Below are 24,334 nucleotides of genomic sequence, written 5' to 3'. Positions count from 1 at the left end.
GGTGATCGCTGCGGTCAGTGTGGTTTTACCGTGGTCAACGTGACCGATGGTGCCGATGTTGCAGTGCGGTTTGCTGCGCTCAAACTTTTCCTTAGCCATAATGGCCTCCTATTTGCGGTTGCCGGGCTGCTGCCCGGCGTAGAGTTGAATGGTGGGGCGGGACCAAGCCCGCCTCGCCAATTATGCGTATTTCGCCTGGATCTCTTCCGAGATGTTCGACGGAACCGGATCGTAGTGGTCGAACTGCATGGTGAACTGGGCACGGCCCGACGACATCGAACGCAGAGTGTTGATGTAGCCGAACATGTTCGCCAGCGGCACGAATGCGTTGATGGCCACGGCGTTGCCGCGCGGTTCCTGACCCGAAACCTGACCACGACGCGAAGTGAGGTCGCCGATGATACCGCCGGTGTATTCTTCCGGAGTGATCACTTCGACTTTCATCATCGGTTCGAGCAGTTTCGCACCCGCTTTGCGCATACCTTCACGCATGCACATACGTGCTGCGATTTCGAAGGCCAGAACGCTGGAGTCAACGTCGTGGAACTTACCGTCGATCAGGGCAACCTTGAAGTCGATCACGGGGAAGCCGGCCAGCGGGCCGCTGTCCATGACGGACTGGATGCCTTTTTCAACACCCGGGATGTATTCCTTCGGAACGGCACCACCAACGATGCGGCTCTCGAACGAGTAACCCTCACCCGGCTCAGTCGGGGTGATGATGAGTTTGACCTCACCGAACTGACCCGAACCACCCGACTGTTTCTTGTGGGTGTAGCTGTGCTCGACTTCGTGACCGATGGTCTCGCGGTAAGCAACCTGCGGCGCACCGATGTTTGCTTCCACTTTGAATTCGCGCTTCAGACGATCCACCAGGATGTCCAGGTGAAGTTCGCCCATGCCCTTCATGATGGTCTGACCCGACTCGATGTCGGTTTCGACACGGAAGGACGGATCTTCTGCTGCGAGGCGCTGCAGACCCTGGGACATTTTTTCCTGGTCGTTCTTGGTTTTCGGCTCAACTGCGATCTCGATAACCGGATCCGGGAAGGTCATGGTTTCCAGAACCACCGGCTCCTTGGCGTCGCAGAGGGTGTCACCGGTGGTGGTGTCTTTCAGACCCGCCAGAGCGATGATGTCGCCTGCAAACGCTTCTTCGATCTCTTCACGGTTGTTCGAGTGCATCATCATCATACGACCGATGCGCTCTTTACGACCTTTGGTCGAGTTCAGAACGGTTTCACCTTTGTTCAGCGTACCGGAGTAGATACGGGTGAAGGTCAGCGAACCGACGAAGGGGTCGTTCATGATTTTGAACGCAAGGCCCGAGAACGCCATGTCGTCGTCTGCGCGACGTGCAATGTTACGCTCTTCGGTTTCGTCGCCCGGCTCGAAGCCCATGTAGTCGACAACGTCCAGCGGGCTGGGCAGGTAGTCGATCACAGCGTTGAGCAGCGGCTGAACGCCTTTGTTCTTGAACGCCGAACCACCAAGAACCGGAACGAAGTCCAGAGCCAGGGTACCCTTGCGGAGCAGCGCGCGGAGCGTTGCGACGTCCGGCTCGTTACCTTCCAGGTATTCCATCATGGCGTCTTCGTCTTGCTCGACGGCCGCTTCGACCATCTTCTCGCGCCACTCGTCGGCCATGTCCTTCAGCTCGTCGCGGATTTCCGCGTGAACCCAGGATGCGCCGAGGTCTTCACCCTGCCACAGCCACTCTTTCATGGTGACCAGGTCGATCAGACCTTCCAGCTCGGATTCTGCACCGATCGGAATACCAACCGGAACGGCACGTGCGCCGGTGCGGTCTTCGATCATGTGAACGCAGTTGAAGAAGTCTGCGCCGATCTTGTCCATCTTGTTGACGAAGACCATGCGCGGAACCTTGTAGCGGTCAGCCTGACGCCACACGGTTTCGGTCTGGGGCTCAACACCTGCGTTTGCGTCGAGAACGCAGACGGCACCGTCGAGAACCGCCAGCGAACGCTCAACTTCGATGGTGAAGTCAACGTGGCCGGGGGTGTCGATGATGTTCAGGCGGTGTTTCGGAGTGTCAGCGGTTTTACCGTCTTCGGTGCGTTCCCAGAAGGTGGTGGTCGCAGCCGAGGTGATGGTGATGCCGCGTTCCTGTTCCTGCTCCATCCAGTCCATGGTGGCTGCACCATCGTGCACCTCACCGATGTTGTGGGACTTACCGGTGTAGTACAGGATGCGTTCGGAACAGGTAGTTTTACCTGCATCGATGTGCGCCATGATACCGAAGTTGCGGTACAGGTCGAGCGGATATTCGCGTGCCATTGGTTTAATACCTTTTTGGAATTACCAGCGATAATGGCTGAAGGCTTTGTTAGCTTCTGCCATCTTGTGAGTGTCTTCCCGCTTCTTAACAGCGGTACCGCGCGAGTTCACGGCATCCAGAAGTTCACCTGCGAGGCGCTCTTCCATGGTGTTCTCGTTGCGGTTGCGCGAAGCAGAGATCAGCCAGCGGATGGCCAGAGCTTCACGGCGCTCGGGGCGCACTTCAACCGGAACCTGGTAGGTTGCACCACCAACACGACGCGAGCGAACCTCAACGGCGGGTTTGATGTTGTCCAGGGCTTCGTGGAAGACTTCGACGGGGGCGCGTTTGATCTTGTTTTCAACGCGATCCAGCGCGTTGTAAACGATCTTTTCCGCAACCGACTTTTTACCGTCGATCATCAGGTTGTTCATGAATTTCGACAGTACGCGGTCGCCGTATTTGGCGTCGGGCAGTACTTCGCGTTTTTCAGCAGCGTGACGACGAGACATATTCTCTTATCCTTCTTACTTAGGACGCTTCGCGCCGTACTTCGAACGACGTTGCTTACGGTCTTTAACGCCTTGGGTATCCAGAACACCGCGCAGGATGTGGTAACGGACACCCGGAAGGTCTTTCACACGGCCGCCGCGGATGAGGACAACCGAGTGCTCTTGCAGGTTGTGGCTCTCACCGGGGATGTACGAGATAACTTCGTAACCGTTGGTCAGACGAACCTTGGCAACTTTACGCATCGCCGAGTTCGGTTTCTTGGGGGTGGTGGTGTATACGCGGGTGCATACGCCACGTTTCTGGGGGCATTGCTCGAGGTGCTGCGACTTCGAGCGCTTGATTTTGGGCTGACGCGGCTTGCGGATCAGCTGTTGAATCGTTGGCATTGGGTCTCTTTCCCGTTTCCTACATGTGCTGCACAGAGCGGCAGCCCCATGCGGTTGAATTTTTCGGCTTACGCGTCCGCAAGCGCAAAAACCGCAATCGTTTCCATTCCGAGGCAAACGACGCGGTGTTGTAACAGAGGGTGCGAACTTCAAAGTAGCTCGGACCTTGACCACTACAGATTTGAATTCGGCATTTGGGGCGACCCCCAGCCGGATGGTCGGGCGTATAGGGGGAGTCGCCGCTCTTGTCAACAGCGGCCCCTGTCTGACGCCGACCCAAGGCGTTAATCGGCCTCCCCTGCGCGGTAATGGGGCCAGATCCCGGCGATCATCTCCTCGCCGAAACGCTCTGCACAGTAGCTGTAAGTCGCATCAAAGTGTTGGCGGGCCGCGGCAATCTGTTTTGGCCAGAGTTCCTCGTTTCTAGGCGATTCATTGATGCGAAGATCAAAGTCGGGCTCGTGATAGGTCAGGCCAAGGAAATCGCAAACCTGCTGCACGGTGTCTGTCGTGAACAGCGTTTCATAGAACCCGTGAAAGACGTTTTCAGGTGCAAAGACCTGATCCAGGGTCTCAAGCGTCTCGTTATAGCTGGTGCGATTTGTTATGTAGGGCGATTTGAGCGCCGCCGAGAAACGTTGCCGAGCCGTCTTTTGGACTTCCTTGCCCGCAAGCGCCACATCACGGTCGCGCATCCGCATGGCCGAGTAGGCCCGCTCGACTGGATCGCGCATCAGGTAGATGACTTTGACGGCAAAGCCTGCTTCCTCCATTGTCTCGCGCACCGTCGTCATCTGATCGACCGTGAGCGTTGAATATTCCGGCGTGATGTCTGCGAACAGGCGTGCATTCGGAGAAATGCGCCCAAGCCGCTCGTAGTAGTTCAGATAATAGCTGACATCGAACTCGGCGTTGAGGTTGTCCGCCAAGCCTAGCATCCGGTTGCGCATCCGCTCGGGAATGGGCTCTCCCTTCGCTTGCAGCGCCTTCATACGTTCCAGCGTGTTGGTCAGGTATGTCGCCTTGTTGGCGAATTGCACCGAAGGTTTCCTAGCCCCAAGTAGGCTGACCCAGACGCCGTGCTCTTTCAGGACCCCCATTTCGCACTCGGGATGATCCACCAGGTATTGGTAGAGCCAACTGGTTCCGGCTTTCTGGGCACCGACACCGAATAGAAAGGTCTTGGTCATAGCTAGGATACGTTTCGAATGCTTCCGGGCGACCCGGTTGAAGATTTGCGCGCATATTACTGTTGTGAAGGCACATGACCAGACGGTTTTTCGGCCACCTTGTCTCGGCCGTTTGAGGGTGACATGGTGAGCACAACAACAGAGAGGCAGGCAGATGGACAGTCGAGACATGCAGGTGATTGGACTGTGCCGGTTTTCCTATCTGGGGGAAGGTGGTTTTCAGGTCGAACACGAAACCCTCGAGGAACGGGCGGCCTTTCTATATGACCCTGTGCGCATGGACGAACGGTTCCGGACGCTGGAAGCCTTTACACTGCCGTCGATCCGGGCGCAGACAGACCCGAATTTCACCTTCGTGGTGCTGATCGGCGAGACGTTTCCCGAGGTCTATCGCAAACGTCTTGAGGACCTTTTGGCAGACATTCCGCAGGCCGTGATCCAGGCGCGCCCGCCGGGACGCCACCGCGAGGTCATGCGGGCGACGATCAATTCGGTCCGGTCAGATGCCAAGGATCCCTGTCTGCAATTCCGTCTTGATGATGACGACGCGGTCTCTGTGCGCTTTGTCGAAAGACTACGGGATGTGGCACAGGATTGCCGCCCCTTGATCCGCCATCACGCCAATGTCGCCTTTGACTTCAATCAGGGCTGGATTGCGCGTCCCGGTGCCACGGGAATAGACGCGCTAAAGGTGACCGAGGCGCTGTGGACCCCTGCCCTTGCCATGTCGGTAAAGCACAAGGACGACACCACGATCATGAACTTCGGGCATTCGCGCATGGGGCATGTCATGCCGGTGGTGACCATGCCGAACGAGAACATGTTCATTCGGGGCCACAATGATTTCAACGACTCGCGGCAGGTGGGACATGTCCGCCAGTTCAAGCTTTCGGCGATTAACCTGAAGACCGAGCGCCTGTTTAGGCAGGAGTTCAACGTGGATGTGGACCGGGTTCAAACGCTTTTCGCAGATTGACGCCGGCGGCGCAGCTAGCCCTCGCGGATCAGGGTAAAGACACCGGTCGCTACAACGATGGCTGCCCCCAAAAGGGTGAGCGGGTCGGGCCAGTCGCCAAAAACAACGAGACCCAGAAGCAATGCCCAAAGCAGGCCTGTGTATCGGAACGGGGCGACGAACGAGACATCGCCCACCCGCATGACCATCACCGAAAAGAGGTAGCCGCCAAAGATGAACAGCGACGCGCCGCCCAGCAGGGCCAACTCGCGCGGGCCGACGGGCATCCATGTTTCCTGCGTTGTGGCCACGAGGGCGAAGAGCATCACCCCGACCGAGGCCGCCAGGGTCACTGTCATCGAAGGCACCGTTGGCGAAAGGCGGCGGGTCGAAAGATCGCGCGCGGTGACACAGGCAACGGCGGCAAGGGCGAACAGGGCGTGCTCGCTAAAGCCGTCGGGGCCGGGGCGCACGATCAGCAACATGCCTGCGAACCCGATAAGGATCGCCACCATACGCCGCCATCCCACCGCCTCGCGAAACAGGAGGACGCCGCCAAGCGTGACCGTGAGCGGCAAGACCTGCAACACGGCGGTGACATTGGCGATCGGCATGTTCATCAGCGCGGTTATGAAGAAATAGGCGGCGCCGATCTCGCTGGTGGTCCGCAGCGCAATCAGGCCCCAGTCTTTCGCCGGCAGACGCAGGCGTATGGCACCCATCGACCGCGCGAGAACATAGATTAGAACAGAGGTGATCGCGCCGCGAATGACCAAAAGCTGGAACAGGGGCATCTCGGGGCCAAGCGCCTTGATGCAGGTATCGTTGAAGGTAAAGGCGGCCATGCTGCACATCATCAGCAGAGCGCCCTTCATGTTGTCCGAAAGGTTTTGCATCTCTCCCCCGCGACGCCTTCAAACCAGCTGACCCTAGGCCGCGCCTTGGATTTCGCCAAGATGGTTTTTGACCTTTCGGCAAAGAAAAACCCCCGGCGCATGGCCGGGGGTTTCAAAGTCTTCAGTCTGCCGAGGATCAATCCAGATCGCGGCTTTCCGGGGTTTCGACCAGACCGCTGTCGAACACGTCGTCCGCGCCGAAATCATCCACCGGGGCAGCTAGGGCTGCGGCGGCTTCTGCTTCTTCGCGGCGTGCTTCGAGAACCACGTTGTCGCGTTCCTGAGCAACACGACGCACGCTCTGGGTTGCGCCACCGGTACCGGCCGGGATGAGGCGACCCACGATGACGTTTTCCTTGAGTCCGACCAGCTTGTCTTTCTTACCTTGAACCGAAGCCTCGGTAAGAACGCGGGTGGTCTCCTGGAACGATGCCGCCGAGATGAACGAACGGGTTTGCAGCGAGGCCTTGGTGATACCCAGCAGGATCGGTTCGCCCGATGCCGGACGACGACCTTCGGCCAGTGCCTTCTCGTTTGCAGCGTCGAACTCTTGCTTGTCCACGTGCTCGCCCTTGAGCAGGGTGGTCTCGCCAGAGTCGAGGATCTCCCACTTTTGCAGCATCTGGCGAACGATCACCTCGATGTGCTTGTCGTTGATCTTCACACCCTGCAGACGATAAACGTCCTGAACTTCGTCGATCATGTAATCCGCCAGCGCTTCGACGCCCATGATGGACAGGATGTCGTGCGGAGCCGGGTTACCGTCCATGATGTAGTCACCCTTCTGCACGAAGTCGCCTTCCTGCACCGGGATGTGCTTGCCCTTGGGCACCATGTACTCGATCGTTTCCATCGACTCGTCTGCCGGCTCGATGCTGATGCGACGCTTGTTCTTGTAGTCGCGGCCAAAGCGTACGTAACCATCGGCTTCTGCGATGATCGCGTGGTCCTTGGGGCGACGTGCTTCGAACAGTTCCGCAACGCGCGGCAGACCACCGGTAATGTCCTTGGTCTTGGCGCCTTCACGCGGAATACGCGCAACAACGTCACCAGCCTCGACATCCTGGCCATCTTCGACCGACAGGATCGCGTCAACCGACATCGGGTAGTGAACCGGGTTGCCAGCATCGTTGCGCACGGGCTCGCCATCGCCATCAACAAGGATGATTTCCGGCTTGAGCTCGTTGCCTTTCGGCGCAGCGCGCCAGTCGGCCACGATCTTCTGGGTCATACCGGTCGCATCGTCGGTTTCCTCGCGGACGGCGATACCCGACACAAGGTCGACGAACTTGGCGGTACCCGATTTCTCGGCAAGGATCGGCAGGGTGTAGGGATCCCATTCGAACAGCTTGTCGCCGCGGGAAACATCCTGGCCTTCCTTGACGAACAGCTTGGAACCGTAGCCAACCTTGTGGCTGGCACGCTCGTCGCCGTCTTCGCCCTGGATGAGCAGCTTCATGTTGCGGCCCATGACCAGCAGTTCGCCTTTGGCATTCTCGAGAATCTGCGCGTTTTCGAAGACGATCTTGCCTTCTTGCGACGCTTCGAGGAACGACTGTTGGCCACCCTGCGCAACACCACCGATGTGGAAGGTACGCATGGTCAGCTGGGTGCCAGGTTCACCGATCGACTGTGCCGCGATGATACCCACCGCTTCGCCGGTGTTCACGATGGTACCGCGTGCAAGGTCACGACCGTAACACTGAGCACAGACGCCTTCTTCCGCCTCACAGGTCAGCGGCGAGCGGATGCGTGCCGACTGAACCGCGGCTTCGTCGATCGAGTCTGCCATACGTTCGTCGATCAGCTGGCCTTTGGACACCAGAACCTCGTCAGTGCCGGGGCGCATGATGTCTTCGGCAGCAACGCGGCCCAGGATACGCTCGGCCAGCGATGCCACGACTTCACCGTCGTTGACGGCTGCTTCGGCGGTGATGGCGTTCTCGGTGCCACAGTCGTGCTCGCGCACGATGCAGTCCTGAGCAACGTCAACCAGACGACGGGTCAGGTAACCCGAGTTCGCGGTCTTCAGCGCGGTATCCGACAGACCCTTACGGGCACCGTGGGTCGAGTTGAAGTACTCAAGAACGGTCAGACCTTCTTTAAAGTTCGAGATGATCGGGGTCTCGATGATGTCGCCGTTCGGCTTGGCCATCAGGCCGCGCATACCGCCCAGCTGTTTCATCTGGGTCACCGAGCCACGCGCACCGGAGTGAGCCATCATGTAAACCGAGTTCGGTTCCGCTTCGGCTCCGTTGTCGTCGGTCTTGGCCGCCGAGATGGTGTTCATCATCGCGTCGGTGACCTTGTCGTTACACTTCGACCAGGCATCGACAACCTTGTTGTACTTTTCGCCCTGGGTGATCAGGCCGTCCATGTACTGTTGTTCGAAGTCTTTCACCTGATCGCGGGTGTCGTCGACGATGGTCCACTTGTTATCGGGGATCACCATGTCGTCTTTACCGAACGAGATACCGGCCTTGAACGCTTCCTTGAAGCCCATCGACATGATCTGGTCACAGAAGATGACCGACTCTTTCTGACCACAGTAGCGGTAGACGGTGTCAATCACGTTCTGCACTTCTTTCTTGCGAAGAAGCTTGTTCACCAGGTCAAACGGCGCCTTGGTGTTCTGCGGCAGCAGGGCACCGAGACGGACACGGCCCGGGGTGGTCTCAAAACGCTTGAGAACTTCCATGCCGTTTTCGTCGATCTGCGGAATACGCGCAGTGATCTTGGCGTGCAGGTGTACTTCGCCGGCGTCGAGGGCGTATTGCACCTCGTCGATCGACGAGAAGACCATGCCCTCGCCCTTCATGCCTTCGCGCATGATGGTGGTGTAGTAGAGACCCAAGATCATGTCCTGCGAGGGAACGATGATCGGCGAACCGTTTGCTGGCGACAGAACGTTGTTCGTCGACATCATCAGAACACGGGCTTCCAGCTGTGCTTCGAGCGACAGCGGCACGTGAACGGCCATCTGGTCACCGTCGAAGTCGGCGTTAAAGGCCGAACATACGAGCGGGTGCAGCTGGATCGCTTTACCTTCGATCAGAACCGGTTCGAACGCCTGAATGCCGAGACGGTGCAGCGTGGGCGCACGGTTCAGCATGACCGGGTGTTCGCGGATCACCTCGTCGAGGATGTCCCAAACTTCCGGACGCTCTTTTTCCACCAGCTTCTTGGCTTGCTTCACGGTGGAAGACAGGCCTTTGGCTTCGAGACGCGAGTAGATGAATGGCTTGAACAGTTCGAGCGCCATCTTCTTGGGCAGACCACACTGGTGCAGCTTGAGTTCCGGACCGGTCACGATGACCGAACGGCCCGAGAAGTCGACGCGCTTACCCAGAAGGTTCTGACGGAAGCGGCCCTGCTTACCTTTCAGCATGTCCGACAGCGATTTCAGCGGACGCTTGTTGGCGCCGGTGATCACGCGGCCACGGCGGCCGTTGTCGAACAGGGCGTCAACCGACTCTTGCAGCATCCGCTTTTCGTTGCGGACGATGATGTCGGGGGCGCGCAGTTCGATCAGACGCTTCAGACGGTTGTTCCGGTTGATCACGCGGCGATACAGGTCGTTCAGATCCGAGGTCGCGAAACGGCCACCATCCAGCGGAACCAGCGGACGCAGTTCCGGCGGGATCACGGGAATCACGGTCAGGATCATCCACTCGGGGCGGTTGCCCGACTCGAGGAAGCTCTCGACAACTTTCAGACGCTTGATGATCTTCTTCGGCTTCAATTCGCCGGTTGCTTCGGCCAGATCGGCACGCAGCTGTTCGGCTTCGGCTTCGAGATCGATCGCGGCCAGCATCTCACGGATCGCTTCGGCACCGATGTTGGCGGTGAAAGCGTCCATGCCGTATGCGTCCTGCGCATCCATGTACTCTTCTTCGGTCAGCATCTGGCCGTATTGCAGGTCAGTCAGACCCGGCTCGATGACGACGTAGTTTTCAAAGTACAGAACGCGTTCCAGATCACGTAGGGTCATGTCGAGCATGAGGCCGATACGCGACGGCAGCGATTTCAGGAACCAGATGTGTGCAACGGGCGCGGCCAGTTCGATGTGGCCCATACGCTCGCGGCGCACTTTCTGGAGGGTGACTTCAACACCACATTTTTCGCAGACAACGCCGCGATACTTCATGCGCTTATATTTGCCGCAGAGACATTCGTAGTCTTTGATCGGGCCAAAGATACGCGCACAGAAGAGACCGTCACGCTCGGGTTTGAACGTACGGTAGTTGATGGTTTCCGGCTTTTTGATTTCGCCGTACGACCACGAGAGAATCCGTTCAGGCGACGCCAGCGATACCTTGATCTCGTCGAATACCTTCGGCGGGGTCAGCGGGTTGAACGGGTTGTTGGTCAGTTCCTGGTTCATTTTGATACCTCAAATTTAGAGCGGAAGGGATGATGGGGTAAGGGCGCGGAGCCCTTACTCGTCCACCTCCGCATCCAGGAGTTCCATGTTCAGGCCGAGGCCACGGACTTCTTTCACCAGAACGTTGAACGATTCCGGTACGCCCGCTTCAAAGTTGTCCTCGCCCTTGACGATCGACTCGTAGACCTTGGTCCGGCCAGCGACGTCATCCGACTTCACCGTCAGCATTTCCTGCAGGGTGTAGGCGGCGCCGTAGGCTTCCAGAGCCCAGACTTCCATCTCACCGAAGCGCTGACCACCGAACTGCGCCTTACCACCCAGCGGCTGCTGAGTAACAAGCGAGTACGGGCCGGTCGAACGTGCGTGGATCTTGTCGTCGACCAGGTGGTGCAGCTTGAGCAGGTACTTCACACCCACGGTAACGGGGCGCGAGAATTGCTCACCGGTGCGACCGTCGAACAGAACCGATTGGCCAGACTTGTCAAAGCCGGCACGCAGCAGCGCGTCGTTGACGTCTTCTTCCTTGGCACCGTCAAAGACCGGAGTCGCGATCGGAACACCACGGGTCACGTTGCCCGCAGCTTCGATCAGCTGGTCTTCGTCCATGCCAACGAGGCCTTCGTCATAGACGTCTTCGCCGTAAGCCAGACGCATCGCTTCGCGAACCGGAGTCAGGTCACCCGAGCGACGGTACTCTTGCAGAGCGTCGTCAACCTTGATGCCCAGGCCACGTGCGGCCCAACCCATGTGGGTTTCGAGAATCTGACCAACGTTCATACGCGACGGAACGCCAAGCGGGTTAAGGCAGAAGTCGACCGGGGTGCCGTCTGCGAGGAACGGCATGTCCTCCATCGGAACCACTTTCGAGATAACACCTTTGTTCCCGTGACGGCCGGCCATCTTGTCGCCCGGCTGAAGCTTGCGCTTCACGGCGATGAAGACCTTGACCATCTTCATGACGCCCGGCGGCAGGTCGTCGCCACGACGGACTTTCTCGACCTTGTCTTCGAAACGGTGCTCGAGGGCGCGCTTCTGGATCTCGTACTGCTCGTTCAGAGCCTCGACGATCTGAGCGTCCTTCTCGTCTTCCAGCGCCAGCTGCCACCATTGGCCACGAGTCAGGCTGTCGAGCAGATCCTCGGTGATTTCCGAGTTTGCCTTGACACCTTTCGGGCCTTTGACGGCGGTCTTGCCGAGGATCAGACCCTTGAGACGGGCATAGATGTTGCGATCCAGGATCGCCAGCTCGTCGTCACGGTCACGTGCGAGGCGTTCAACCTCTTCACGCTCGATCTGCAGGGCACGCTCGTCTTTCTCGACGCCGTGGCGGTTGAAGACACGCACTTCTACGACGGTACCGAAGTCACCCGGCTTCACGCGCAGCGAGGTGTCGCGCACGTCGGATGCCTTTTCGCCGAAGATGGCGCGCAGCAGTTTCTCTTCCGGGGTCATCGGCGATTCACCTTTGGGGGTGATCTTACCGACAAGGATATCGCCCGGCTCAACATCGGCGCCGATGTAAACGATGCCGGCCTCGTCGAGGTTGCGCAGCGCTTCTTCACCGACGTTCGGGATGTCGCGGGTGATCTCTTCCGGACCAAGCTTGGTGTCACGGGCGGCGACTTCGAATTCCTCGATGTGGATCGAGGTAAAGACGTCGTCACGCGCGATGCGCTCGGAGATCAGGATCGAGTCTTCGTAGTTGTAGCCGTTCCACGGCATGAAGGCCACAACGACGTTCTTACCCAGTGCCAGTTCGCCCATGTCGGTCGACGGACCGTCGGCCAGAACCTCACCTTTGGTGACCTGCTGGCCAACCTTCACCAGCGGACGCTGGTTGATACAGGTATTCTGGTTCGAACGCTGGAACTTGCGCATACGGTAGATGTCTACGCCCGCGTCGCCCAGTTCGAGGTCTTCGGTGGCACGGATAACGATACGCTGTGCGTCAACCTGGTCGATGATGCCGCCACGGGTGGCCATGATGGCCGCGCCCGAGTCACGTGCAACCACTTCCTCGATGCCGGTGCCGACCAGCGGCGCCTCGGCGCGCAGGAGCGGAACCGCCTGACGTTGCATGTTCGAGCCCATCAGAGCGCGGTTGGCGTCGTCGTTTTCAAGGAACGGGATGAGCGAGGCAGCAACCGAAACCAGCTGTTTCGGCGAAACGTCGATCAGGTCCACGTGCTCGCGCGATGCGAGGGTGTAGTCGCCGTTCTGACGGGTCGAGACCAGCTCGTTGATGAACTTGCCGTTTTCGTCCAGCGTCGCGTTCGCCTGCGCCACGGTGTGACGCATTTCTTCGGTCGCGGACATGTAGTGGACTTCGTCGGTGACCTCGGCGTCTTTGACAACGCGATACGGGGTTTCGATGAAGCCGTACTTGTTCACGCGGGCGAAGGTGGCCAGCGAGTTGATCAGACCAATGTTCGGACCTTCCGGCGTTTCAATCGGACACATCCGGCCATAATGGGTCGGGTGAACGTCGCGGACCTCAAAGCCTGCACGCTCGCGGGTCAGACCGCCTGGGCCAAGCGCCGAGAGACGACGTTTGTGAGTGACTTCCGAAAGCGGGTTGGTCTGGTCCATGAACTGCGACAGCTGCGACGAGCCGAAGAATTCGCGAACAGCAGCCGCAGCCGGTTTCGCGTTGATCAGGTCTTGCGGCATGACGGTGTCGATTTCGACCGACGACATGCGCTCCTTGATCGCGCGTTCCATGCGCAGCAGGCCAACGCGGTACTGGTTTTCCATCAGTTCGCCGACCGAACGCACACGACGGTTGCCGAGGTGGTCGATGTCGTCCACGTCGCCACGGCCGTCACGCAGGTCAACCAGCGCCTTGATGCAGGAGATGATGTCTTCCTTGCGCAGGGTGCGCTGGGTGTCTTCCGCATCCAGAGCCAGACGCATGTTCATCTTCACACGACCAACGGCCGAGAGGTCGTAACGCTCGCTGTCGAAGAACAGGGTGTCGAACAGGGCGCTTGCCGCTTCGACGGTGGGCGGCTCGCCCGGACGCATCACGCGGTAGATGTCCATCAGCGCGGTTTCGCGGGACATGTTCTTGTCCTGCGCCATGGTGTTGCGCATGTAGGGGCCGACGTTGACGTTGTCGATGTCCAGAACCGGAATTTCGGTGACGCCGTTGTCCAGCAGTTCTTTCAGCGAACCGCCGATGACTTCGCCGTCCTTGTCATACTCGAGGGTCAGCTCATCGCCGGCCTCGACGTAGATCGCGCCGTTTTCTTCGTTGATGATGTCCTTGGAGACATACTTGCCAACGATGTGATCGAAGGGAACCAGCAGCTCGGTGATGGTGCCTTCGTCGATGATTTTCTTGACCGCGCGCGGGGTGACTTTCTTGCCGGCTTCGAAGATGACTTCGCCGGTGGCCGCGTCCACGAGATCATAGGTCGGGCGGGTGCCGCGCACACGCTCGGGGAAGAACTTGGTGACCCAGCCCTTGTTCTTTTCCAGTTTGAAATCGACGGTGTCATAGTAGGCATCCATGATGCCTTCCTGATCGAGACCCAGCGCATAAAGAAGCGTGGTCACCGGCAGTTTGCGGCGACGGTCGATACGGGCGAACACGATGTCCTTGGCGTCGAATTCGAAGTCGAGCCACGAGCCGCGGTAGGGAATGATGCGGCAGGCAAAGAGCAGCTTGCCCGAGCTGTGGGTCTTGCCCTTGTCGTGGTCGAAGAACACGCCCGGCGAACGGTGCATCTGGGATACGATCACACGCTCGGTGCCGTTCACGACAAAGGTGCCGTTCGGGGTCATCAGGGGCATGTCGCCCATGAACACGTCTTGTTCCTTGATGTCCTTCACGGATTTCGCACCGGTGTCTTCGTCGACATCAAACACGATGAGACGCAGAGTCACCTTGAGCGGCGCCGAGAAGGTCATGTCACGCTGCATGCACTCTTCAACGTCGTACTTCGGCTTTTCCAGATCATAGCCGACGAACTCCAGAACGGAGGTTTCGTTGAAATCCTTGATCGGGAAGACCGACTGGAACACGCCCTGGATACCTTCGCCATCCGTCGGACGGCTGTCATCTCCGGAACGCAGGAAAAGATCGTAGGAAGATTTTTGGACCTCAATGAGGTTCGGCATATCCAGAACTTCACGGATTTTGCCGAAATATTTGCGCAAACGTTTCTGGCCAAGAAAGCTTTGAGCCATGACTATCGTCACCTTTCATTTCTCACCGAGCGAGAGTGCCGTCGGGTCCCCGGCGCCTCGCCCATACGAGAGGGTCAAAATTTGGACAATTCCCGGCCCCCGTCCCAAAGGGAGCCTCCCGTTCCAAACCCTGCCTTGGAAAATCTCCTGCGCCATTTTGGCGAAACTTGTCAGGAGGCTTACCAAACCGGGGATTTTGCGGTAGTATCAAGGTTCTATGTGTAACTTGCCCTGCTGCTCCTTGTGATCGCGGGGGTGCCCGCCTGACTGCCTGCCTTCGCTTGTTCCAGGCAGGCACCGCAATATGAAGACCGCATAGAACAAAAGCGGCCCCGAATCGCTCGAAACCGCAAGAGACTACCGAATAGTGAATCAACTGCCCCTTGGCAACCCCTCGAGGGTTGACAAATGGGGATTGGGCTTGTCGCCTTCAAGGCCGTCTTTGCAGGGTGATTTGATACGCCCGGATCGGCACCGATGAAGGACAGCCCCCCAAACGAAAACAGGCGCCCCAAAGGGACGCCTGCAATAACTCGGGAAAACCCGAATTACTTGACTTCGACCTCGGCGCCAGCTGCTTCCAGCTTGCCTTTGATCTCTTCGGCTTCTTCTTTCGAAACGCCTTCTTTGACAGCCTTGCCGCCGGCTTCGACCAGCTCTTTGGCTTCTTTGAGGCCCAGGCCGGTGATGCCGCGGACTTCTTTGATGACGTTGATTTTCGATGCGCCTGCCGATTTCAGGATGACGTCGAATTCGGTTTTTTCTTCCTCAGCTGCGCCACCTGCGTCGCCAGCCGGGCCTGCAACCATTACGGCGCCGCCAGCTGCCGGCTCGATGCCGTACTCGTCTTTGAGGATGGTTTTCAGTTCTTGTGCTTCCAGCAGGGTCAGACCCACGATGCTTTCAGCCAGTGCTTTCAGATCAGCCATTTTAGACTCTTTCCGTTTCTAGGTATGTGTTCCAACGTTCGGGGATTATCCCTACGCGGTTCCAAAGTTGCTTACGCAGCCTCTGCCTTTTCCTCGATGGTAGACAGGATGGATGCGATGTTCGAAGCAGGTGCGCCAATTGCGCCAGCGATGTTCGAAGCGGGTGCGCCGATCATGCCTGCGATGGTAGCAATAAGCTCCTCGCGCGACGGCATTTTCGACACGGCTTCTACGCCGGCACGGTCCAGAGCGTTCTCGCCCATTGCACCGCCAAGGATTTCGAACTTTTTGTTCGTCTTGGCGAAGTCCTCGGCGACCTTGGCTGCTGCCACGGGGTCTTCCGAGTAGGTCAGAACGGTCATACCCGTCAGAAACTCACCCATGCTCTCGCAGGGTTTGCCTTCCAGGGCGATCTTGGCGAGCCTGTTCTTGGCGACACGCACGGCACCACCCGCTTCGCGAGCACGAGCGCGCAGGTCTTGCATGTCAGCAACCGTGAGACCCGCGTAGTGGGCAACCACTACAACGCCAGAGCTTTCAAAGATCTGGCCGAGTTCCTCGACCACTTTCTCTTTTTGTGCTCTATCCACAGTTTCACTCCAATTTTGGGGCTTTCACCCCGGCTCAGTTTTGCAAACCCCGAAGGGCGTGCGTTTAGGTCCATACAAAGGGTTGGGAACCAAGATCGCTGAAGCGCCCGGAAGGGGCGTTCTTAGAATTCTTGTCTCTTACCCCATCTCGGGAAGGAATTATTCAGGGCGGATGCCGTGAACCCTCCGTCTTGGACAGGCCAAACCGAAATGGAATCGCTTACGCGAATCCTTCACGGCTTGGGCAAGGGCTCACATAGTGGGCCCAATGGGAAATGTCTATCGTCTTTTTAGCTTTCCAGCGGTGTAGGACCAGAAAGTCTTGTGAACCACGTCTTTGGTCCAGGGAGCCATCTGCCGAACCGCATCTGCCTTGATCTCTTCAATCGGGCGCGGCGTACCGCGGCGGAAGATGATACCGATGTCGTAATCTTGGAAAACCTCGACAACTTCGAGGCCGCACACCGCGCCAAGCAGTTCGAGATTGTAGCGCGAGAACCCAAGGGTGTGGGCCATGTGCAGACAGCCAAAGCCCTTGTGAAGCGCATTGCTCATATCGGGCACTTCGATAAAGAACAGCCCGTCGTCTGCGAGCCACCCCAGAATGCGTTCAACTGCGAGAACCGGGTCCAGCAGATGTTCGAAAACATGGAAGGTGGTGACCACATCAACGGGAGCATCAACGCTGTAGTCCTGCCAGCCGCAGTTTTCGACGGGCAGTCCCTTCTTGTCTCGGGCATAGGTCGCATAGTCGGAGCCCGGCTCGAAACCGCGCGCATCATAGCCCATGCCAATCGCATCCTCGACCAGTTCGGCAGAACCGCAGCCAAAGTCGACAAGGCGCGCACCATCCTTAAGGTGCGGCGTCAGGCGCTTAAGACGCAGCGCGGCCTCCCTGTGACGCTTGGCGATGTGGCGCTCCGAGGGGCCATCCTGCACCCGCTGGTAATCCGAGCGATAGGTAGTGCGATAGTACTCTGACAACTCGTCTTCCGACGGCATGTAGTCATGACGGATGAGACCGCAGTCACCGCATTTCACATGGGCAAGACGTTTGAAACGGCGATCCCAGCTGGCGAGGGGGACAGTGTCTTCCGAGTTACAAAGCGGGCACGCAACCTGCGCGCCGGTGATGGGGTATTTTGTAAATGGAAGATTGAGCACGATTCAGACCCTCGTATGCGTCCCGACTGTTCACTGTGGAACCTTGCGAAATCAGGTCTGAATTGTTGAGACGAAAATGTCAAAACAAACCGGGCAGCGAATTGACGCTGCCCGGTTCGGAAAATTCTTAGTTCGAAGCCGCGTTGTCGACGTCGATGGTGACACCCGGACCCATGGTCGAGGACAGAGCGATCTTTTTGACGTAAGCGCCTTTTGCGCCAGCCGGCTTGGCTTTGAGAACCGCTTCCATGAAGGCGCGGACGTTCTCGACCAGTTTGCCTTCGTCGAAGGAAACCTTGCCAACACCTGCGTGCACAACACCGGCTTTTTCGACCTTGAACTGGACTTCACCGCCCTTGGCGTTCTGAACAGCCTGAGCGACATCCATGGTCACGGTGCCAACCTTCGGGTTCGGCATCAGGTTGCGCGGGCCGAGGACTTTACCCAGACGGCCAACGATCGGCATCATGTCCGGGGTCGCGATGCAGCGATCGAATTCGATGGTGCCGCCCTGGACGGTTTCCATCAGATCTTCTGCGCCAACGATGTCTGCGCCAGCTGCCTGTGCTTCTTCCGCTTTCGGGCCACGTGCGAAAACTGCAACGCGAACCGATTTGCCGGTGCCGTTGGGCAGGCCAACAACGCCGCGGACCATCTGGTCTGCGTGACGCGGGTCAACACCCAGCTGAACGGCGATTTCGACGGTTTCGTCAAATTTTGCCGAAGCCGCGCCTTTTACCAGAGCAACAGCTTCTTCGACGGTGAGGTTGTCTTTGCCTGCGAACGCTTCACGCGCTGCGGCAGTACGCTTGCCAAGTTTAGCCATTACTTCACCTCGATGCCCATCGAACGTGCCGAACCAAGGATGATCTGCATTGCAGCATCGATGTCGTTTGCGTTCAGGTCTTTCATTTTCGCTTCGGCGATTTCTTTCACCTGTGCGGCGGTCACCGAACCAACGGTCTCACGGCCGGGGTTGTTGGCGCCCGATTTCAGCTTGGCAGCCTTCTTCAGGTAGTAAGACGCAGGCGGCGTCTTGATGTCCATGGTGAAGGACTTGTCCTGATAGTAGGTGATCACGGTCGGGCACGGCGCGCCGGGCTCCATGTCCTGCGTCTTGGCGTTGAACGCCTTGCAGAATTCCATGATGTTGATGCCGCGCTGACCCAGCGCCGGACCAACCGGCGGGGAGGGGTTCGCTTGACCTGCAGGAACCTGCAGTTTCATCGTACCAGCAAGCTTCTTAGCCATTTGGTTTTCCTTTCAACGTAGGCGGAACGCGATCCGCCCGGTTTATGTTGCGTGGTTCGATCAGATGTCGCGACACCCAAATCTCCCACGAGAGAATCTCGCCCGAAGACGATGGACGGCGTTTACGCCTGTTTCCTTTGGTTGGCAAGGGGGCGCGGGCCGCCTGTGTAGATGTTCGCCAGAATTGGCGGCCCCCTGCCCCAAACAAGAAAGCCCCCGCAGTGACCTGCGGGGGTGTTTTGCGAAATACGCTCTTACGCGGCCTTGTCCTTCCGGCTCCAGGCGAACTGCTGGAAGGCCGGATCAACGGCCGTCTGCGCCACGTGGTTGGTATAGTTGCTCAGGATCTTCTGCGACAAACCCAGAATGATCTCCAGAACCTGCTGGGTGCCATAGCCCGCGGCAAAGAAGGCCTCGAATTCGGCAGGCGATACATTCCCGCGCCCGCGTACCAGGGCCAGAGTGAAGGTGCGCAGGGCCTCCAGCTTGGGATCGGCCAGCGGGGTCTCGTTGCGCAGCGCATCAATCACGCCCTGATCGACGCCCATCGAATGCGCGATGCCGGTGTGGGCGGGCACGCAATAGTGGCAGGCGTGCTCGACATTGATCGACTGCCAGACAACCGTAAGTTCGGTGTTGTCAAAGCTGGTGCTGACAAAGGCCTCATGGGTGCGTTGGTAGGTCTCCAGAAGCTGCGGCGCGTCGGCCATCACCTGATAAAGACCGGGCAGGAAGCCATAGGCTTTCTCAGAGGCGATCAGACGCTCTTTGGCGGCTTCGGGCGCGGTTTCAGCGGTGTGGCGCGGGAACGTTGTCATGGTCATATCCTTTTTCAAATCCTCAACGTACCGGCGATATGGGGACTTTGAGCGATCACTCAACACACCTAGTTGAGCAATCACTCAACTGTGATCTTGGCATTGTCCGGATGCGGACGTACATTTGAGGCATGAACGTCAGCCACGACAAAGAAGCTGCTCTGGACAAGGCGCTCGCGTTGTTCTGGGAAAAGGGCTATGCCTCGACGTCGCTCAAGGATCTTGAGCGCGCAACCGGCATGCACCCCGGCTCGCTCTATGCCGCCTTTGGCAGCAAGGCGAACCTCTACAGCCTGAGCCTCGAACGCTATGCTCACCGTCTGAACGACAGGCGTGCGGCGCTTCTCGCCTCTGCGTCATCGCCGCTGGAGGGGCTAGCCCAGTTCATCCTTCAGGCACACCCGCTCTCGGATAGCGACGCCCCCCTGCCCGCCTGTTTTCTGGTCAAGGCAACGTTGGAGGAGGGCGACGGGGACACCGCGTTCGGCGAAAAGATCACAGAGCTGCTGGTAGAGAATGACGCGCAGTTCGAAGAGATCTTCGCAGAGGCCAAAGCGCGCGGCGACCTGCCCGCCACAAGCTCTCCTGAAAAACTGGCTCGTCAGTTGAGCGCGGATCTGGCTGGTCTGTGCTTCTATGCCCTGCGGGCAGAAGACCCGTCGGTGACACGGGAAATGGTTGCCGACCTGGCAGAACGCCTCCGCACACGCCACTAGCACCACACACGAAAAACGCCGCCCCCTTCAGGACGGCGTTCCAAATTCTCGAAAACCTGCGGGCTTAGCCCTGCTTGGTGACCTGGGTGAATTCCAGTTCGACCGGGGTTTCGCGACCGAAGATCGACACGGTAACCTTGAGGCGCTGGTTGTCGTCGTCGACTTCCTCGACCATGCCGTCGAAATCTTCGAACGGACCATCGTTGACCTTGACCTTCTCGCCAACCTCGAAGGAGATCATCAGCTTCGGAGCTTCTTCGCCTTCCTGAACGCGGTTCAGGATGCCGTTCACCTCGGCGTCGCGCATCGGCATCGGGCGGCCTTGCGGGCCCAGGAAACCGGTGACGCGGTTGATCGAGTTCACGAGGTGGTAGCCACGGTCGCTCATTTCCATGTGAACAAGAACGTAACCCGGCATGAAGCGGCGCTCGGTGGTGACTTTCTTACCACGGCGCACTTCAATCACTTCTTCGGTCGGAACCAGAACTTCGTCGATTTCATCCTCGAGACCGTTCTCGATCACCGACTGGCGGATCTGCTCGGCGATCTTCTTTTCGAAGTTCGACAGCACGCTTACCGAATACCACCGTTTCGCCATTTGCCCGTTCTTCCCGTTTCTTGCTTGCCGACCCGAAGGTCGCATTCTTTCTAACTCACGCGGTCTTTCAGCAAAGACCTGTCCGGAATAAAAAATCGGCGCGCAACTCGAATCGCCACGCGCCATTTCCGGAATTAGGACGTCGGATACTCCCGAACGCCCCCGAACTCAAGCCTTTTCGAGGCTGGCGCCGATCAGCCGAACATCCCCAGGATGCCCTGGAGACCGCTGCGGATGATGATGTCGACCAGCGAAAAGAACACGGCCGTCAGAGCAGCCATGATGAACACCATCACAGTGGTCAGCATCACTTCGCGGCGGGTCGGCCAGACAACCTTGGAAACCTCGGCACGGACCTGCTGGATGAACGTAAGTGGGTTGGTTTTTGCCATGATGTGTCTTCTCAGCTTGGATCAGAGGCTGACATACGCGGGGTGTGCGGCAAATTCAAGGCCGGAATGGCCGCTGGACTGGCGCATCCCACAGGTGTGAGGCAATCTGTCAGGTCTTGGGTCAGGAAGAGCGGTTGCCCCGGGGCGAATTGCGCACCCAGTCGCGCGGCATGTAGGTCGAGGCCCAGGGCAGATGCGACATGGCGCGAATGAATTCTCCGCGCAGACGGTCCGCGATCTGGGGGTTCGTCTCGTGATAGCGCTCATAACTCCAGGTCAGGGAGGAGGCGACCTTGTCCGGCCCAACACAGACCGCAACAAGAACGGCGAAGCCGACAATCACCACGGCCCTCCAGACGAACCAGAGCAGCAGGTTGGCAACCGCACGCACAAGGGCGGCGAAAAAGCGCGAAATGGCCTTTACCACGGATAAGATAAGGGCAACCGCGCCGGTGATCAGACCCGCCAGCCCATGCCACAACCGTGCAAGAATCGAAGGGCGGGGCATGGGACGCAGCGCATCGTCCTGAGATGCCAATTGCGGAAACACATCGGCGCGGCGCGGTTTCGCTTCGGGTTTGCGGGCAACGGCTTTCCAAATGCCCGTGATCTTGCGACTGACAGCTTCGGAAATTTGAACGTCGGCGTCAGGCCCCTCCAGACCCTGACGCCGCGCCTCCCGCCGCGGCTGTGTTGCAGCGCGCGGTGGCAAGGGGTCGCTTGCGCCCTCCTCATCGACAAGCGAACGTATTGCATCCAGCGTGTTGTCGTCGAAAGCAACACCTTCATCGACAAAATCCTGCCCGTACTGCCGCAATGGCGTTCCATCTGGATGGGTCAATGCGCGAATCTTTGTCATGGCGATCCTCCCTGGGCTGTGACTCACGTCAGCATCCATCTGGACACGCGTGAAGGCCCATTCGATCCCGGTCGGCTTCTATCGGCACCGACCGTGTTTCCCCCCCGGAAAATTACCCGCAGCTGCGGGACGACTTGTTTCAGAGCGCGGCGCGCGTCAGCGCCTCAATTCGGTGCCAGAGACCAAAGACGATCTTGCGCGCCACAACCAGCTCGTTTCGGAAAAGGTACAAGAAGCGGTGTGCGATACCGAGCGCCCCGTCGCGGGCGCGTTCGGGTCCGATAACCACCGAGACCACGAGGAATAGGATCAGCGCCCAGAGGCACATACGCACGAACCCGTCGGGATGCAGCGCAATCATGATCGGCGCAGCCACGAGAAGCGCGACACGCGGTCGAGGCCACTTGGCCTTGAGGTGCGCACGGCGGCGGCGGTTGGCACGGCGGATTTCTTTTTGGCTCCCCCCGGCAAGGTCCGGCGCGTTGCGGCGCATGACTTTTTCAACGGGAGACAGGGTTTTGACGGGAGACTTGGCCGGTTCGACATGGGCGATACGCTGCTTGAGCTCGGCGTTCAGGCGGGCATGGTCAGCCGGAACCCGACGGCGCGCGATCTTGGCGCGCACAGGCAGCACCGGATCCATTCCGGCCCTTGCACGTTCATCGGGGGCATTCCAGTTCTGTGCCATCTCGCTCACCATCTAACCAAAATCACTTGGATCACACACCCGCCCCGCACTTCGGCGGAAAGTTCACACCCCCAGAACAGCGGGGATGATTCGACTCCGTGCATACTCACGAAGCAGGTCAACGACTCGTAAATGGCGGATGAATCCGGTGTGCGAACGGCGCAAATGTGGCAATTTCGTGCCTTGGTTGTATTCGCGGATTTTCTGGGAAATGGCAGGGGCAGCAGGGTTCGAACCCGCGACCTACGGTTTTGGAGACCGTCGCTCTACCAGCTGAGCTATACCCCTGCGGTGGTGGGACTGTTACGGAATCGCTTACCGGAATTCAAGAGACAAAAACCACTTTTTTCCAAAGCCCTGCGCCCGTCAGGGACGCTTTGTGAACCGGTAGGCCGCGCGCGCGCCGGGGTTGGCTTTGACCGCCGAGATCAGGCGGCGCATGTAGAAATCCATCTTGAAGGCTTTCACCTGCTGTTTCATGTCGCGCAGGGCCGCGATCATCTCCTTGTCGGACATCTCGACAACGTTCAGCACCTTCAGAACGTCAAGCGGCACCGCCTGTTTGCACAGGAATGAGACCGAGTGTTTGGGCACATAGGTCACGGGTTCGAAGTAGTCCGAAAGTCGCGCCATCTGCACCGCGATCCAAGGCTGCTGCCACCAGAGGAAATCCTGCTGCACCACGATCGAGTGGCCGGGTATGAGATGGGGAAAGAAGGTTTCGCTCATCCGCTCCATCGTCGCGGCGGTTTTCGAGGCATCCATCACCAGGATCTCGATCGGGCCGTCCCAGGACATCTCCTCGATCTGCCCCTTGTGCAGGGCAATACCCTCCTCCCAGGGGGCAAGGAAGAATTCGGCCAGCGGCAGCAGGTCGGTTCCCTTGAACTCTGGCAGGGGTCGCGGTGTGCAGGGGCTTTCCGAGGCAGGCGGCACCGACATGTAGCGCATGTAGCGGTCAAGGAAGGCATCGAACTGGCCAACCTCGAACTTGTCATATCCCTGCACGGTCTGGCGACGCCCGGCCTGACGCACACCTTCGGCAAGGCAGGCCGCCGATCCGCCGGCAAAAGAGCCGAGATCGACAATCGCCCCCTCCCCACGCGCCCATTCGCGGGTCAGCCAGACGTAGAAGGACTGTTCTTCCATATTGAGCATGGTGGGAACAAGCGCGGCCTCACCCAGACCCGCTGCGGTGAAGGATGCCCAGGGGGATTGGAACAGCATATCGGGTGTCATGGACGGGGTCTCCTGTGGGCCTCAACGCCTCGAACCTAGCCGGAGAGTGAAAGGCGAGACAACACGAACTCAGGCAGGGTGTTTGGTTGCCTGTGGACCGATGTAAGAAAGACGCGCGCGCACCCGTTTGCCCGCAAAAGTGCGGGTCTCAACGTCTTTGGGAACGTTGAGGAAGGCCCCAAAGCAAAAGGGCGCCCGGTGGGGCGCCCTTTCATCATTCCTGACGAGGTCAGAAATTATTCTACGATTTTCGAAACAACGCCCGAACCAACGGTGCGGCCGCCTTCGCGGATCGCG

The 24,334-nt window shown here is 58.7% G+C and carries 21 protein-coding genes and 1 tRNA gene; 2 read left to right on the top strand and 20 right to left on the bottom strand.

All coding sequences use genetic code 11. The annotated features are described in order from the left end of the window. The 5 genes from NNA36_RS19750 to NNA36_RS19730 all read right to left on the bottom strand — a co-directional run. A partial coding sequence (locus NNA36_RS19750) for a GTP-binding protein (protein WP_255107233.1) occupies positions 1-99 on the bottom strand: 99 nt, incomplete at its 3' end. A gap of 81 nt (positions 100-180) precedes the next feature. After that, complete coding sequence (gene fusA, locus NNA36_RS19745; protein WP_255110343.1) at positions 181-2,298, bottom strand: elongation factor G; 2,118 nt, start codon at positions 2,296-2,298, stop codon at positions 181-183. Between the two features lie 21 nt (positions 2,299-2,319). Next, positions 2,320-2,790 (bottom strand): 30S ribosomal protein S7, encoded by a 471-nt coding sequence (gene rpsG, locus NNA36_RS19740; protein WP_255110341.1) that lies wholly within the window; start codon positions 2,788-2,790, stop codon positions 2,320-2,322. 15 nt (positions 2,791-2,805) lie between these two features. Next, entirely contained in the window at positions 2,806-3,177 is a 372-nt protein-coding gene (rpsL, locus tag NNA36_RS19735) for a 30S ribosomal protein S12 (protein ID WP_054000841.1), read from the bottom strand. A 284-nt stretch (positions 3,178-3,461) separates the two neighbouring features. Further along, positions 3,462-4,367: a sulfotransferase gene (locus tag NNA36_RS19730; protein WP_255110339.1), complete on the bottom strand. Its 906-nt coding sequence runs from the start codon at positions 4,365-4,367 to the stop codon at positions 3,462-3,464. 154 nt (positions 4,368-4,521) lie between these two features. Between NNA36_RS19730 and NNA36_RS19725 the strand changes: the two genes are divergently transcribed. Beyond that, positions 4,522-5,343: a putative rhamnosyl transferase gene (locus NNA36_RS19725; protein WP_255110337.1), complete on the top strand. Its 822-nt coding sequence runs from the start codon at positions 4,522-4,524 to the stop codon at positions 5,341-5,343. Positions 5,344-5,357: 14 nt separating this feature from the next. Here NNA36_RS19725 and NNA36_RS19720 read toward each other — a convergent pair whose 3' ends face one another. The 9 genes from NNA36_RS19720 to NNA36_RS19680 all read right to left on the bottom strand — a co-directional run bounded on the left by NNA36_RS19720 (position 5,358) and on the right by NNA36_RS19680 (position 19,545). Next, positions 5,358-6,218 carry a DMT family transporter gene (locus NNA36_RS19720; protein ID WP_255110335.1) on the bottom strand — a complete coding sequence of 287 codons (861 nt, stop codon included), beginning with the start codon at positions 6,216-6,218 and terminating at the stop codon, positions 5,358-5,360. A 136-nt stretch (positions 6,219-6,354) separates the two neighbouring features. Continuing rightward, positions 6,355-10,602, bottom strand: coding sequence for a DNA-directed RNA polymerase subunit beta' (gene rpoC, locus NNA36_RS19715; protein ID WP_255110332.1), 4,248 nt, complete (start codon positions 10,600-10,602; stop codon positions 6,355-6,357). Positions 10,603-10,656: 54 nt separating this feature from the next. Next, the gene (rpoB, locus tag NNA36_RS19710) at positions 10,657-14,793 is read right to left on the bottom strand and encodes a DNA-directed RNA polymerase subunit beta (RefSeq protein WP_255110330.1); all 4,137 of its coding nucleotides are present in this window, start codon (positions 14,791-14,793) and stop codon (positions 10,657-10,659) included. Between the two features lie 548 nt (positions 14,794-15,341). Beyond that, entirely contained in the window at positions 15,342-15,722 is a 381-nt protein-coding gene (rplL, locus tag NNA36_RS19705) for a 50S ribosomal protein L7/L12 (protein ID WP_255110328.1), read from the bottom strand. A 71-nt stretch (positions 15,723-15,793) separates the two neighbouring features. Continuing rightward, the gene (gene rplJ / locus NNA36_RS19700) at positions 15,794-16,312 is read right to left on the bottom strand and encodes a 50S ribosomal protein L10 (RefSeq protein WP_255110326.1); all 519 of its coding nucleotides are present in this window, start codon (positions 16,310-16,312) and stop codon (positions 15,794-15,796) included. A gap of 279 nt (positions 16,313-16,591) precedes the next feature. Continuing rightward, a complete protein-coding gene (locus NNA36_RS19695) occupies positions 16,592-17,476 on the bottom strand; it encodes a class I SAM-dependent methyltransferase (protein ID WP_255110325.1) in 885 nt (294 codons plus the stop codon). 127 nt (positions 17,477-17,603) lie between these two features. Further along, a complete protein-coding gene (rplA, locus tag NNA36_RS19690) occupies positions 17,604-18,302 on the bottom strand; it encodes a 50S ribosomal protein L1 (RefSeq protein WP_255110323.1) in 699 nt (232 codons plus the stop codon). After that, entirely contained in the window at positions 18,302-18,727 is a 426-nt protein-coding gene (gene rplK, locus NNA36_RS19685; RefSeq protein ID WP_132861107.1) for a 50S ribosomal protein L11, read from the bottom strand. Before rplK ends, rplA begins: the two co-directional genes overlap by 1 nt. Positions 18,728-18,981: 254 nt before the next feature. Continuing rightward, on the bottom strand, positions 18,982-19,545 hold the full coding sequence (locus NNA36_RS19680; RefSeq protein ID WP_255110322.1) for a carboxymuconolactone decarboxylase family protein: 564 nt from the start codon (positions 19,543-19,545) through the stop codon (positions 18,982-18,984). Between the two features lie 131 nt (positions 19,546-19,676). On the opposite strand from NNA36_RS19680, the gene NNA36_RS19675 reads away from it, so the two are divergent. Beyond that, positions 19,677-20,261, top strand: coding sequence for a TetR/AcrR family transcriptional regulator (locus NNA36_RS19675; RefSeq protein ID WP_255110320.1), 585 nt, complete (start codon positions 19,677-19,679; stop codon positions 20,259-20,261). A gap of 64 nt (positions 20,262-20,325) precedes the next feature. On the opposite strand, the gene nusG is transcribed toward NNA36_RS19675, so the two are convergent. The 6 genes from nusG to NNA36_RS19645 form a co-directional block, all read right to left on the bottom strand. Beyond that, positions 20,326-20,859, bottom strand: coding sequence for a transcription termination/antitermination protein NusG (gene nusG, locus NNA36_RS19670; protein ID WP_255110317.1), 534 nt, complete (start codon positions 20,857-20,859; stop codon positions 20,326-20,328). 194 nt (positions 20,860-21,053) lie between these two features. Beyond that, positions 21,054-21,251 (bottom strand): preprotein translocase subunit SecE, encoded by a 198-nt coding sequence (gene secE, locus NNA36_RS19665; RefSeq protein ID WP_255110315.1) that lies wholly within the window; start codon positions 21,249-21,251, stop codon positions 21,054-21,056. A gap of 121 nt (positions 21,252-21,372) precedes the next feature. Further along, positions 21,373-22,110 (bottom strand): hypothetical protein, encoded by a 738-nt coding sequence (locus NNA36_RS19660; protein WP_255110313.1) that lies wholly within the window; start codon positions 22,108-22,110, stop codon positions 21,373-21,375. A 139-nt stretch (positions 22,111-22,249) separates the two neighbouring features. Next, on the bottom strand, positions 22,250-22,798 hold the full coding sequence (locus NNA36_RS19655) for a hypothetical protein (protein ID WP_255110311.1): 549 nt from the start codon (positions 22,796-22,798) through the stop codon (positions 22,250-22,252). A 212-nt stretch (positions 22,799-23,010) separates the two neighbouring features. Continuing rightward, positions 23,011-23,086, bottom strand: a tRNA-Trp gene (locus NNA36_RS19650). A gap of 78 nt (positions 23,087-23,164) precedes the next feature. Further along, on the bottom strand, positions 23,165-24,037 hold the full coding sequence (locus tag NNA36_RS19645) for a hypothetical protein (RefSeq protein WP_255110308.1): 873 nt from the start codon (positions 24,035-24,037) through the stop codon (positions 23,165-23,167). Between the last annotated feature and the right edge of the window lie 297 nt (positions 24,038-24,334).

This window comes from Shimia sp. CNT1-13L.2 (assembly GCF_024331145.1).
Classification (GTDB): domain Bacteria; phylum Pseudomonadota; class Alphaproteobacteria; order Rhodobacterales; family Rhodobacteraceae; genus Shimia.
The sequence above is the reverse complement of the archived record's forward strand: the minus strand, read 5'-3'. Positions and strand labels throughout refer to the sequence as shown.

Bases quoted from the DNA above. Each gene is read 5' to 3' on its own strand.
- fusA (WP_255110343.1), bottom strand. From the start codon at position 2,298: ATGGCACGCGAATATCCGCTCGACCTGTACCGCAACTTCGGTATCATG.
- rpsG (WP_255110341.1), bottom strand. From the start codon at position 2,790: ATGTCTCGTCGTCACGCTGCTGAAAAACGCGAAGTACTGCCCGACGCC.
- rpsL (WP_054000841.1), bottom strand. From the start codon at position 3,177: ATGCCAACGATTCAACAGCTGATCCGCAAGCCGCGTCAGCCCAAAATC.
- NNA36_RS19730 (WP_255110339.1), bottom strand. From the start codon at position 4,367: ATGACCAAGACCTTTCTATTCGGTGTCGGTGCCCAGAAAGCCGGAACC.
- NNA36_RS19725 (WP_255110337.1), top strand. From the start codon at position 4,522: ATGGACAGTCGAGACATGCAGGTGATTGGACTGTGCCGGTTTTCCTAT.
- NNA36_RS19720 (WP_255110335.1), bottom strand. From the start codon at position 6,218: ATGCAAAACCTTTCGGACAACATGAAGGGCGCTCTGCTGATGATGTGC.
- rpoC (WP_255110332.1), bottom strand. From the start codon at position 10,602: ATGAACCAGGAACTGACCAACAACCCGTTCAACCCGCTGACCCCGCCG.
- rpoB (WP_255110330.1), bottom strand. From the start codon at position 14,793: ATGGCTCAAAGCTTTCTTGGCCAGAAACGTTTGCGCAAATATTTCGGC.
- rplL (WP_255110328.1), bottom strand. From the start codon at position 15,722: ATGGCTGATCTGAAAGCACTGGCTGAAAGCATCGTGGGTCTGACCCTG.
- rplA (WP_255110323.1), bottom strand. From the start codon at position 18,302: ATGGCTAAACTTGGCAAGCGTACTGCCGCAGCGCGTGAAGCGTTCGCA.
- rplK (WP_132861107.1), bottom strand. From the start codon at position 18,727: ATGGCTAAGAAGCTTGCTGGTACGATGAAACTGCAGGTTCCTGCAGGT.
- NNA36_RS19680 (WP_255110322.1), bottom strand. From the start codon at position 19,545: ATGACAACGTTCCCGCGCCACACCGCTGAAACCGCGCCCGAAGCCGCC.
- NNA36_RS19675 (WP_255110320.1), top strand. From the start codon at position 19,677: ATGAACGTCAGCCACGACAAAGAAGCTGCTCTGGACAAGGCGCTCGCG.
- nusG (WP_255110317.1), bottom strand. From the start codon at position 20,859: ATGGCGAAACGGTGGTATTCGGTAAGCGTGCTGTCGAACTTCGAAAAG.
- secE (WP_255110315.1), bottom strand. From the start codon at position 21,251: ATGGCAAAAACCAACCCACTTACGTTCATCCAGCAGGTCCGTGCCGAG.
- NNA36_RS19660 (WP_255110313.1), bottom strand. From the start codon at position 22,110: ATGACAAAGATTCGCGCATTGACCCATCCAGATGGAACGCCATTGCGG.
- NNA36_RS19655 (WP_255110311.1), bottom strand. From the start codon at position 22,798: ATGGCACAGAACTGGAATGCCCCCGATGAACGTGCAAGGGCCGGAATG.
- NNA36_RS19645 (WP_255110308.1), bottom strand. From the start codon at position 24,037: ATGACACCCGATATGCTGTTCCAATCCCCCTGGGCATCCTTCACCGCA.